The organism is Paraburkholderia tuberum STM678 (genome assembly GCF_902833905.1).
Classification (GTDB): Bacteria; Pseudomonadota; Gammaproteobacteria; order Burkholderiales; family Burkholderiaceae; genus Paraburkholderia; species Paraburkholderia tuberum.
In genome coordinates, this window is record NZ_CADFGP010000113.1 from 1 (window position 1) to 11,437 (window position 11,437).

Here is an 11,437-nt window from a genome sequence, read left to right on the forward strand (position 1 = left end):
AAGTCCCACGAAACGCCGAGGCGAACCGTACCCACGCCCAATCCGGCAATCAGATCCAGGTCCTTTGAGCATTCGTTCAGCGCCGTCTGATCCGCACTCCAGAGATTGCAGTTCACGTCCATTGCAAAACGGTCGTTTCCGCTTCCGGTGGGCGGCGGCTGCAGCGCCGCGAGTTGCTGAGCAGTGGCGGTAGTCGCGTTCGTTGTCTTGGCGCGACCGTCCTTCGCGAAGGACGACATCGGCTGCCCACACAAAAGTGTTAAGACGGCGAATAAAAAGAAAATTGTGAGTTTCATTTCGCAACTATAAATGCTGTCGCCTGGAATTGGTTCCGAAAACGTCAGAGTTAAGTGTGGCGATGAACATCAATTGTTGACGCGACCGCATTGACGGCACGGATACGTCGAACACGCGCATCGAATACCGTGTCGACGTCAGAGTCCCGCACTGACACTACACTTCGAACAGAGCGACTCAATCTTCCTAAGGATGCGCCCCCTTGTTCGGCATTAGTCCAAGCTGAAGTTTGTTGTGTGACGCAATGCCTCACTATCAGATTTCCGACGCCGGTTGCGCCACGCTTGCCGGCGTATCACGAAGTCTTTGCGTCGAACTCCGCAATGAGCGAATCGTCCGGTCATGTACGGGAACGCACATCGATTCGTAGTGCCGAGCCGGAATACTTGCGACTTCGATGTGCAGCGCGAGTCATCGCATAGACCTTGCCGCGGTCAGTCATTACACAAGTTGTTCTTTCATCAAATGTTCTTTTTTCCTAAAGATGAAAATTGTCGTCTCTCTTTAGACAAATTCGAAATCACCAGCGTTCGAAAGAACGGTTACACGTCTGATAAAAGTGTGCGTCTGACCTGAACGCTTTGTCATGATATTTACGAGTGATACCTGGCGATAAGACCAATCAAATAACGAAGCCATGATTCGAATTCTGCGTATTTGATTGTCAGAAGAACTGTTGGTGCACCCGATGAAGGCGACATGTCGCGATCGAACAGTACGATGGCGACTTTATGCGCTATTGCTAACATTCGGTCTTTGAGTGAGATGTTACGCTCGTCGTGACTCGTCAGTGAATCAATGAAATTAGCTTCACTAAACGATTCACTTCCACACCAAAATCTGTTTTGCAAGCGCAAGGTGCCTACGCCGGCATCGTTTCCCACGAGTTTCCGAACTGAGGAGATAGTATGTTCGAATCCAACGCCACCGCGGATCCGAAACTGGAAGAGGCGTGCCTTGAGCCGAATTCAAAACCGGTCGCCCTGGATGACTCGAACCCGCAAAGCGAGAACATCTTCGTCGCAAGGTGGGACGATGCAGTGAAGAGAACGATGGACGTTTGCGGGGCGTCGGTTCTACTCATCCTGCTCTTCCCGGTTCTTCTGATAATTGCGCTGGCAGTCATGAGCGATCACGGAAACGCCGTATATGGTCATCCGAGAATTGGCCGAGGAGGACGTACTTTCAAGTGCCTGAAGTTCCGCTCCATGGTCAAGAACTCGGATGAAGTTCTCGCCAAACTGCTCGCAACCGATCCGCAGGCTCGTGCGGAATGGGACCGCGATTTCAAGCTTAAAAACGATATTCGTGTGACGCCAATTGGCCGCATTCTGCGCAAGACGAGCCTCGATGAGTTGCCGCAACTATGGAACGTGCTGCGCGGCGATATGAGCCTGGTGGGACCCCGTCCTATCGTGCAGAAGGAACTGGTGCGATATGGCCGCGATGTTCGTTACTACCTCGCGCTGAAGCCGGGAATGACAGGCTTATGGCAGGTCAGCGGCCGCAACGATGTGGACTATCCGACGCGGGTTTCGCTCGATGTTAAATACGCAATGAACCGCTCGCTGACATTCGATATGTCGATTCTTTTGAGAACCGTCAAAGTGGTGTTCGCCAAAGACGGCGCCTACTGAGCCGGCTGAGGTCCTTGCCCTGTCGTCGGTTGCATGTCGTCGCGATCGCCGTGACCGATCGGGGATGTGTTCCGCTATTGCTGCGCAATTCACGAGAAACATGTTATGAGAGTGGTCCACGTAATCGAATCGACTGCTACAGGAACGCTTGCAGTTGTGAGCACGCTTGCGACGCGCCTCGCCAAGGAAGGTCACGAGGTGTATGTGATCTATTCAGAGCGCGAGGAAACACCGAAGAATTTGCGCGCGATGTTTCACTCTGACGTCGTCCTGCAGCATCTGCAGATGAAAGGGCCATCATTGGCTCGGATCATGTCTGTCTTGCGCCAACAACTCATCGAATTGAACCCGGATATCGTCCATCTGCACTCGTCATTCGCAGGTTTCCTGGGACGAATGTCGACCTTGTTTGCGTTGCCGTCAACGGCGCTTCTTTATAGCCCGCACTGCATCTCTTTCGTACGGCGAGACATAGGCAGGTTGAAGCGATACTGTTTCGCCGCGTTGGAGTTGCTTGCGTGTGTGAAGAACTGCACATACGTTGGCTGCTCCGAGAGTGAATGCGCCGCTATTCGCCGCTATCTTCGGCGAGATGCAGTACTGGTCGAGAACGCAATCGATCGGGCTGTCAGTGTCCAGGGCAACAATCGTTTGGAAAGCGCCGGAAAAGTCGGATCGACGAAAAGGCGAAAAATTGTGACTGTCGGCGGCATTCGTGTCCAAAAGAATCCGCGATTGTTCGCGGAGATTGCTCGCTCGTTTGATCGGGACGGCGTCGAGTTCGTATGGATCGGCGACGGCGACGCAGATCTCAGGAGCACGCTCGAGGACGCCGGCGTGCGTGTGACCGGTTGGCTTACGCGTGCTGACGTAATCGCGGCTGTGGCGCAAGCGGATATCTATTTGTCGACAGCTTCCTGGGAGGGAATGCCGATTTCTCTGATTGAAGCAATGACGCTCGGCACACCCGTTGTGGCGTCAGATTGTCCCGGCAATATAGACACCATTCGTCACAATTCGACCGGCGTTCTTTATCGGACGGCTGCGGAAGCGACTTCGCTGATCCGGAAGATGATAGCCGAGGATAAATTTCGTGAAGGTTTATTGCGGCGCGCGCAGGAAGAAGCGCGCAACAGATTCAGTGAAGATCGTTTCTTCAACAACATCGCGCTGCTTTATTCGGCCCAGTTGAGAAGCATTCGCCAGGGCCGTTCGGTGCTGAGCGAGTGACTACGTGAAGCTGCACGGCGGGGCTTAGCGCGATTTTCCGGCGAAGAGGGACGCGGCGCCGGTTTCAGTTGCTTGCGCAGACTGCGCGATTTGCAGCAAGCCGTCGTCTGGGACCGATTGCATACAGTGCTCTTGCCGAAGTGAAGAGTAGCGGACAAAAGCCTCTTCACGCGCGTGACCATCAACTCTTCATCGATTCGCGCAGTCGGGACGGGCGAAGAACTGGCCCGAACGTGCCGATGGGGCGCGGCAAGAATCGAAGCACCACTCCGTAACCAACGTTCACGGAACGCCCATCGCAACGAGACTGACTTTTGAGAAATGGTTTGCGCGTGTCATCGCGCAAACCATTTTAATTTTTAGAGCCGCGCGAGATATCGCTCCACGCCCGAGGCGGCGATTATATCTGTCCACCGCAAATGCAGCAGCGTGGAGGGGTCATTTTTCGGCACCATATCGCCGTGGAAATTGCAGATGCTAGAGAATACGTCTGGGCCCGTTACTTTACATTGAATTCCAAACTTGGCGGCGGCGTTCAGATTCGAAGGCGAGTCATTGCAGATGATTCTTTTGCCGAGCGCAGCATATTCCAGAAGCTTGGTCGGCGTCTGCACGTCGTACGGACGCTTGTACGGGATGGTTGAAATAGCAATCTCGCAGTTGCGAACCACCGCGAGGGCGTCGCGTTGCGCAAGACGTCCCGTGAACAGGATGCCGGGCGATCGAAGATATGCGTCGGAGATTTCCTTTTCAACAGGCCCAATCAGAACGAGGGTATCCGAGTCGCGCTTGGCGGCCAGGAAGTCCCTGATGAAGCCGACAAAGCCGCGTTCCCGCGTTATCTCGCCCAGATAACAATACGTTCCGGACGGAAGCGCCTGGTTGCGGTCAGCATCCGTCGCGAAAATCCAATCTGGTACGCCCATCGGCAGGAAAACGGTGTCTACGCCGTCGCGGAAGCCCATGACTGCACTCATTGAGTCGTTCTGAAATATTCGAAGATCGGGCCGTGATTGAAACGTTTTCTTGATGCTGTCCTTTAGCGCACTGTTACGCCCGACAGACAGCGAGCGGTAATCGTGGATAACGTATTTTGCAGCAGGGATCCTGGGGTAAAAGCCCATGATGCACCAGAGAACGTACTCCTCCGGATTCTTGACTTTTTTGTAATCATCCAGTGTCCCTGACGTTACCTTACAGTCGTTTCTCACAAAATACTTCGTGTAGGCGTCTATCTCTGGATAATTCGCCTTGCCGGGGTGAAGAATGAATATCTGCATGTCATTACCACCGTTCAAATGTCGTCTCTTCGGCTGACTCAGTGCTACCAAGGGCAGTTCGAGTCGCATTCGTTGAAATGTCGCACCTCAATGGATTGGTCAAGCATTGGTTAGCTTGATATCCGTTGGCAGAAATGTCGCGACGTTGGACTGCTCTATCACCCGGTCCCAAATGAGGTCTGCGAAGTCCGTCCGACGATTCGCTGTCGCACCGCGCGCGGCGTCTTCATCGATTCCGTCAAAGATGTTCGCCGTGGTGATCACACTATGGATGCCCATCTCTTCACAGCATCTGATATTCGACGGCGAGTCGTTGCACACGATTTTCTTGCCGAGCGCAGCATACTCGAGCAGCTTGGTCGGCGTTTGATAGCAGTGCGGCCGGTGATAGGGGAAATAGCACACCGCAACATCGGATTCGACCACGTGCTTCAGCGCCTCACGCTGCGGCAACGGCCCGGTGAAAATGATATTTTTTGCATTCGAAAATCTTTCGTAGATGCGCGGGTCCGGTTTTCCCACCAGGAGGAGGGAGACGTCGCGCTTCTGAAAGTTGTTTATAAATGCTTCCAGCACGCGATCGAAGCCCCGCTCGACGCTCATTTCGCCGATATAACAGAAATCAGCTTTCTTTTCGGTCTGACCGCCATCCTGTACCTCGAAGATCCAGTTCGGCACGCCCATGGGCAGGATCACACTGGGTACGCCGTAACCGAAACCCATGATCTCCTGTTGCCGTTTGTTCTGAAAGATCCGCAGATCCGGCTGGCAATTGAAATACCGCTTCGCGACGTCTTTCATCGCCGGCCAGCCGCCAACGGAGAGAGAACGGTAGTCATGGATGACAAAGTCGGATTCAAACCGGTTCGGATAAAAACCCATGATTTCCCACAAAACGAAATTTCGTTTGTTATCGAGGGCGCGGTAATCGCTCATTGTTCCGACCATCACATCCACGCCGCGCGCTTTAAAATAGTTTTGATAGGCAGTAATTTCCGGATAATTGGCGGTACCCGGAGACGTGATGAAGATTTTACGCATGCCGCCTTCCTTTTTAACCGTGGAGATAAGGAACAATAAGGCCGTTACGAGTAATGCACTGGCGGTCCGGTTGCGCCTTTGATTGACAGGTGCTCGAACGTTGACCGCTTGTTCTGCTCGAAGCCGAGATCGCGCGCGATAGTATTTTTATTAGCGAATACCTTATCGTGACGATTCGCCGCCCTGGGTTGGATGCAGCGCGGTGCACGACGGTGTCGTACGCCGCTGCGCGAGCTGTCGCGTCGGCGCTGTGCTTTCTACGCCTGGTTCAATGCACGTGGCCTGCTAAAGATGCGCTGAGCCAGGCGCCTGACGCGTCCCAGTCGCAGATAGCGCGGCACCAACGTCAGGCCCGTGAGCTGCGCGGCAAACCACGACACGGAAGAGTCATCGTCAATGTCGAACGCCTTGAGTCGGAACGGGTCGCTTCCTTCGTCATTCCAGCCCACGTCGGTCGTGCGTGCGGTCTTGTAGCCGGCGGCCTTCAGCAGCTCGACTTCGCGCGGACCATAAATGCCATAGGGATACGCGAAATGCTCGCAAGGCTTACCTACGATCCGTTCTACCTCCGACTTTGATAGCGCAAGCTCTTCAAAGCATTCGTCATCGTCACAGAAGGTTAGTGTCGGGTGATAGCGTGTGTGAGACTGAAAGTCGACATAGGGGCGCATCTCTTCAATATGGGCGGCGCTGAGGCCACTAATCGTCGCCGCTGGGTCTGGCAAGTCCTGACGAAAGCCTCGCGCGTCGAGTTCAGCCAGGCGCTCGTGGTTTTTCATGCGAATCAGCCGCTTCACACCTGCATCCCTTGCGACAGGATGCAGGAACCAGTGAGTACGATCGTGCGCCACGACACTGCTGCAGATGTAAATGGTCGGGTACACGCCGTACTTGATGAATACGGGCAGCAGATTTGCATTGCCGATATGGCCGTCGTCAAACGTGACGGCCACGCGAGGGCGACCACTACCTCGCGAATTTGCCTGCGACAACGGCACGAACTCGACCTTGTCTTTCAGGTACTCAAAATGAGCCTCGAGCGTGGCGGGCGACGGATCGTGATAGAGCAGAATCGCGGTGCGATCGCGCCAGAGAAAGGCTCGAATCGCCGCGGGGGTTCCACTGAAAAGCAGCGCGCGTGTGAATATCTCACGCATCAATTGTTTCATATGCATCCCAAGCTAACGGCGTTGAATGGGATTGTGCCGTCACGGCCACAAAAGCGATGTGCGTTAGCGTACGGAGGTGATGATCGTCTTCAGATAGTCTGCGATACCTGTTAGTGTGAAATCTACGCTAATTTTCCACCGAGGAATCTACTGCGGGGAAACAGTGGTTCAGCGGAGAATTAGGCAGTCTTATCTTTGTACGGTAAGACGATTATTCTGAAGTTGGTGGCGCGCAAAGCAGAGGAATTGTTGACAGATTGCGTTGCACACCGAACTGACGCGCGCAGCGCCCGCACCCAAAATGTTGCCGTCCCGTGACAAAAAGCGAGATCTGGCAACGCCGCATCGCCTGCACATTAAATCTAGCTTCCACCCTTTTCGTACACCCTCCCTGGGGTTTCGATGAATCAGAACTCTCTGCTTACGAATGCTGTCGTGCTCCGGAATAACGATGTAAGTCTTTCGCGTTATTTCGACGTTCTAATGGCCAACCGCTGGCTGGTCGGTGGCATCGCCGGCAGTGTGCTCGCCCTGGGCGTGGCCTACGCGTTTATCGCGCCGTCGGTGTACCAGGCCGATATTCTCGTGCAGGTTGAAGACAGCATTCCGACCAACAATTCGAAAAGCCCGCTGGGCGACGTCTCCAGCATGTTCGACGTCAAAACAGAGGCGACGGCTGAAATGGAAATCCTGCAGTCGAGAATGGTGGTCGGAAAAGCCGTTGACGATCTGCACCTCGACGTCAGCGCAAAGCCGAAGCGCTTTCCATTGATCGGAGACTGGTTGGGCCGGCAAGCCCGGAGTCTTTCCGAGCCAGGGATCTTTGGATTTGGCGGATATGCATGGGGCGATGAAGCGATCAAGGTGTCCAGCTTCGACGTCCCGGAAGCATTCGAAGGCGAGAAGTTCGTTCTGACGGTTCTGGAGGGCGGACGCTACCGGCTGGAGCAGTCGGATCTCAGCGAGCCGATCGAGGGTCGCGTGGGCGAAAAGCTCGACACGAAACTGCCCGATGGCGCGATCACGCTGCAGGTCGATTCGCTGAACGCAAAGCCGGGCACGCAATTCATTCTGGAGAGACAGTCGCGCGAGAAGACGGTGGAAAGCCTGCAAAACCGGCTGACGGTCTCGCAGAAGGGTAAAGACAGCGGCATCATCGGCGCGTCGCTGATGGGCTCTGAGCGGCTGCTGACGGCCAGCACGCTCGCCGAAATCGGCAATGCGTATGTTGACCAGAATCTGAAGCGCAAGGCGGCGGAAGCCGAGAAGTCGCTTGCGTTCCTGAGCGCGCAGCTGCCGCAACTCAAGAGCGACCTGGAGCGCGCCGAGGGACGCTATAACGACATGCGCAACCGCATGGGCGTGTTCAATCTGAGCGAGCAGGGCAAGGCCTATCTGGATCAAAGCGTAGCCACGCAGCGCAGCCTGCTCGAACTGAAGCAGAAGCGCGCGGAGATGGGCGCGATCTACGCGCCGGGTCACCCCGCGATCCAGGCGATCGATCAGCAGATCGGCATGCTGAGCAGCAGGATCGGAAGCTTGTCGCAGCAGGAACAGGCGTTGCCGGACCTGGAGCAGAATGCGGTGCGCCTGACCCGTGACATGAACGTGAACAACGAGCTTTACGTCGGCATGCTGAACAACATGCAACAGCTCAGACTGGTTCGCGCCGGCAAGGTTGGAACGGTGCGGTTGATCGATAACCCGGTGGTGCCGAAAGAGCCGATCAAGCCGAACAAGCTTCTGGTGATTATCTATGCTGCGTTGGGCGGCCTGATTCTGGGCGTGGGTGCGGCGTTCGGGCGTACGGCGCTGTATCGGGGCGTGACCGACGCGCAGGAGATCGAGGAGCAAACGGGCCTGAACGTCTATGCGAGCGTGCCGCTGTCGCAGGCGAAAGTCGCGCGAATCGGCAAGACGCCGAAGCTGCCCGCTGGCGAGAAGTTCCTGCTGGCGAGCGAGTTTCCGCGCGACCCGTCGATTGAAAGCCTGCGCCGACTCAGAACCGCGCTTCATTTTGCCATGCTGGAATCGGAATCGGGCGACAATCGCGTGCTGCTGACGGGGCCGACGGAACAGGTGGGCAAGTCGTTCCTTTCGGCGAATCTGGCGGCGGTCGTATCGGCGGCCGGCAAGCGGGTGTTGCTGATCGACGCGGACCTGCGCAAAGGTCATCTCGAGCAATACTTTGGTCTCGACTCGACACCCGGCCTGGCTGACTATCTGTCGTCGGAGGTGACATCCGACCCGGTGATCATGCGTGACGTGCGTCCGGGCCTCGACTTCGTTGCGCGCGGAGCGATACCGGAGAACCCGGCCGAGCTTCTGGTGAGCGAACGCATGCAGCAATTCCTCGCGAAGACGAGCGAATACGACATCGTGCTGATCGACACGCCGCCGGTGCTCGCCGTATCCGACGCGACCGCGCTTGCGGATAGCTGCGGCACCGTGCTGCTGGTGACCCGCTTCGAGACCACTTCCATTGCGCAGGTGCTGGAGGCGACCGCACAGCTCAAGCAGGCGAATGCCCGGGTGAAGGGCGTGATCTTCAACGGGATCGATACGGATGTCTATCGCTATAGTCTGGGCGCGCGCGCAGACCTCTATCGCAGTGCTTCCTATCTCGATGCACTGCCCGCCAGTGGAGAGACAAAGAAAAACTAGCCTTCACGGCGCGAGGGCCGTCGTCACGAATGGCGATGAAAAATCAGCCGACTTTCGGCGTGGATGATTGGCGGATATCAAAGACTCATTCGTCAGTGTCGCTGGAGTTGTACTGAGTCAGGCGCTCAATTTCGTTTCGATTCTCTTGATCGGGAAGTTCTGCGGGCCGACGGCTATCGGGTACTTTTTATCCGCTCGTTAATCGGCTTGCGTCCGGACGTTGCGTGCATGGCGGCGGACAAGGCCCAAGCCGTGCGTGCAATGACGAGTTGCAGCGCCGTCGTCATACCGATCGGCCCCGCGCTTGGTGGCCACGATCATTTCCGCCCCTCCGATTCGATCCCGGTGATCGCCCTCGCATTCGGCGTATTTCCGCAACAGACGCTGGGTGAAGCGCTGACCAGCTGAGCGCACGGGCACCGGCGTCTGCCATTTTGATGCCGATGATCTTCGTCCGTCGCGACGCCGGCAGCTTCGCGCTCGCCTACCGCGTCGGCTATTTTCGTGCGTCACGTTCTTCTGAACCCGCGCGCCGCCGGCGATGCGATGCGCTTGCCATTCTGAAGTTTGGCGCCGAAAGCGTGGCTAAACCCGTGGTATAGTGAGTTCGATTATTAGGTCGGCATCCATCCGCAAGCGGGACATTGCGCCCTTGTCAATCTCTGCCGGACTTTGGATCGCCTTCATCACACTGTCCGGTGCCGCTAGGGAAGATCTCAAGCCATAGCTACGCCACCGATGACATCGTGCTGTTCAACTTTTCAAAAATTCGATGTGGTCGTAAAGGGAGTGGAAGATGGTAACTTTCTTGACGCATGCCGCCTGTCTGCTGATCGGCGTGGCGATTGGGGTCTTCGCGTGTGCGCTTTGCGTTGCGCGCGCGAGAGGATCAAAGGAGGATAATTAGTCTCATCGTCCTCTTATGATTCATCCGTCATTGCGGATGTCCGCTGCTTCCTCTTTGCAACACCATCAAGCACGTTGAAGCAGGGCAGAACAGCAAAATGACGCAAACGGCGGAGTCGGCGTTCGCGTTTATCTCATCGATTGCAATTAGACGCCTTCACTGGACCGGGGTCAGGTAGGGACCCGATAGGAATCGCTGCGCTCGCGGGATGCTCGCGGTGTAGGCCCGAATAGCGGCGGCAAGCTGCGGACGAATCAGGTTACGGTTGTAGTCGTAGATCGAATAGCCGTCGCCTTCCCCGTTGCTCGGATCGCCGTTACGCACGACATACCAGAACGCCTTTGCCACCGAACCGTTGTCCATCAGCACCTTCAACTGATTGAATGCCGCGAGTTGTCCGGCGTCCGTACGGGTCGTCCCGTTGTTGGTTTCCGTGATCCAGATCGGCTTGGGACCGCTAGCGACCAGATTCGAAACGGTCGTCTTGAACGACTGCATCAGCGTTTGGTAGTCGGCGCTGCTGAAGTACGGGTGAACGTCGACGACGTCGATCTCGATGTTCAAAGGGCTGGAAGCACTCTTCGTGTTGTTACCCATTGCCTTGATGTAGTCGGTCGCCTGGATCAGCTCGCTGCCCGCGGGCGGTTTCCAGCCGTTATTCGGGTACGCCGAGTTGTAGAAGTACGAGATGCCCTGAGTGTGCAGAACCGTTTTGTAGCCCGACTGGCTTTTCGTGTTCAGGATCTGCCTGGCTTCCGAATAGAGCGTCTTGCTGCGATTCAGAATGTATCCGGAGATACCGTTCGGGTCGCCGTAAGACGGGTCCGAAGCGGAGAACGACCAGTTGGTCTCATTGAACAGTTCGATGTCAGCCGTAAAGGGCAAAACGACGTCCATGAGCGAGCCGAGATACTTCGTGAACGTCGCGTCGCAGAAGTCGAGTCGCGGTGACGATGCGCTCGGCGGATTCCTGGTGGCCGGGCATTGGTATGCGCTAGACGGCGCGTACATGCCCACCTGGAAAAGAATCTTCATGCCGCGCGTGCGTGCGGCGTTCAGAAGCGACTTCAGAAAGGCCACTTTGTTGGGATCCAGCGTGCTGCCGTCGGCCAGCGTCATGAAGTCCCACGAAACGCCGAGGCGAACCGTACCCACGCCCAATCCGGCAATCAGATCCAGGTCCTTTGAGCATTCGTTCAGCGCCGTCTGATC

Annotated in this window: 8 protein-coding genes and 2 pseudogenes; 5 read left to right on the plus strand and 5 right to left on the minus strand. The window is 56.1% G+C overall.

Features of this window, described 5'->3' with window-relative positions; all coding sequences use genetic code 11:
• Nucleotides 1-239 (minus strand): annotated as a pseudogene (locus HWY30_RS39365) (glycosyl hydrolase); the annotation flags it as partial.
• 1,098 nt (nucleotides 240-1,337) lie between these two features.
• Here HWY30_RS39365 and HWY30_RS39370 point away from each other — a divergent pair.
• Together HWY30_RS39370 and HWY30_RS39375 are read left to right on the plus strand one after the other, a co-directional pair.
• A pseudogene (locus HWY30_RS39370) lies at nucleotides 1,338-1,934 on the plus strand (sugar transferase); the annotation flags it as partial.
• Between the two features lie 105 nt (nucleotides 1,935-2,039).
• The gene (locus tag HWY30_RS39375; protein WP_090811677.1) at nucleotides 2,040-3,164 is read left to right on the plus strand and encodes a glycosyltransferase; all 1,125 of its coding nucleotides are present in this window, start codon (nucleotides 2,040-2,042) and stop codon (nucleotides 3,162-3,164) included.
• A gap of 359 nt (nucleotides 3,165-3,523) precedes the next feature.
• On the opposite strand, the gene HWY30_RS39380 is transcribed toward HWY30_RS39375, so the two are convergent.
• The 3 genes from HWY30_RS39380 to HWY30_RS39390 all read right to left on the minus strand — a co-directional run bounded on the left by HWY30_RS39380 (nucleotide 3,524) and on the right by HWY30_RS39390 (nucleotide 6,654).
• Nucleotides 3,524-4,444 carry a glycosyltransferase gene (locus HWY30_RS39380; RefSeq protein ID WP_090811675.1) on the minus strand — a complete coding sequence of 307 codons (921 nt, stop codon included), beginning with the start codon at nucleotides 4,442-4,444 and terminating at the stop codon, nucleotides 3,524-3,526.
• Nucleotides 4,445-4,543: 99 nt separating this feature from the next.
• Nucleotides 4,544-5,485: a glycosyltransferase gene (locus HWY30_RS39385; RefSeq protein WP_090811673.1), complete on the minus strand. Its 942-nt coding sequence runs from the start codon at nucleotides 5,483-5,485 to the stop codon at nucleotides 4,544-4,546.
• Nucleotides 5,486-5,742: 257 nt separating this feature from the next.
• Nucleotides 5,743-6,654, minus strand: a complete 912-nt coding sequence (locus HWY30_RS39390) for a polysaccharide deacetylase family protein (RefSeq protein ID WP_090811951.1) — start codon at nucleotides 6,652-6,654, stop codon at nucleotides 5,743-5,745.
• A 402-nt stretch (nucleotides 6,655-7,056) separates the two neighbouring features.
• Between HWY30_RS39390 and HWY30_RS39395 the strand changes: the two genes are divergently transcribed.
• The 3 genes from HWY30_RS39395 to HWY30_RS42290 all read left to right on the plus strand — a co-directional run bounded on the left by HWY30_RS39395 (nucleotide 7,057) and on the right by HWY30_RS42290 (nucleotide 9,920).
• Nucleotides 7,057-9,318, plus strand: a complete 2,262-nt coding sequence (locus HWY30_RS39395; protein ID WP_090811681.1) for a polysaccharide biosynthesis tyrosine autokinase — start codon at nucleotides 7,057-7,059, stop codon at nucleotides 9,316-9,318.
• Between the two features lie 228 nt (nucleotides 9,319-9,546).
• Entirely contained in the window at nucleotides 9,547-9,726 is a 180-nt protein-coding gene (locus HWY30_RS42285) for a hypothetical protein (protein ID WP_244145195.1), read from the plus strand.
• 29 nt (nucleotides 9,727-9,755) lie between these two features.
• The gene (locus HWY30_RS42290; RefSeq protein WP_244145196.1) at nucleotides 9,756-9,920 is read left to right on the plus strand and encodes a hypothetical protein; all 165 of its coding nucleotides are present in this window, start codon (nucleotides 9,756-9,758) and stop codon (nucleotides 9,918-9,920) included.
• Between the two features lie 461 nt (nucleotides 9,921-10,381).
• On the opposite strand, the gene HWY30_RS39405 is transcribed toward HWY30_RS42290, so the two are convergent.
• The coding region (locus tag HWY30_RS39405; protein ID WP_176079037.1) for a glycosyl hydrolase at nucleotides 10,382-11,437 on the minus strand (1,056 nt) is incomplete at its 5' end.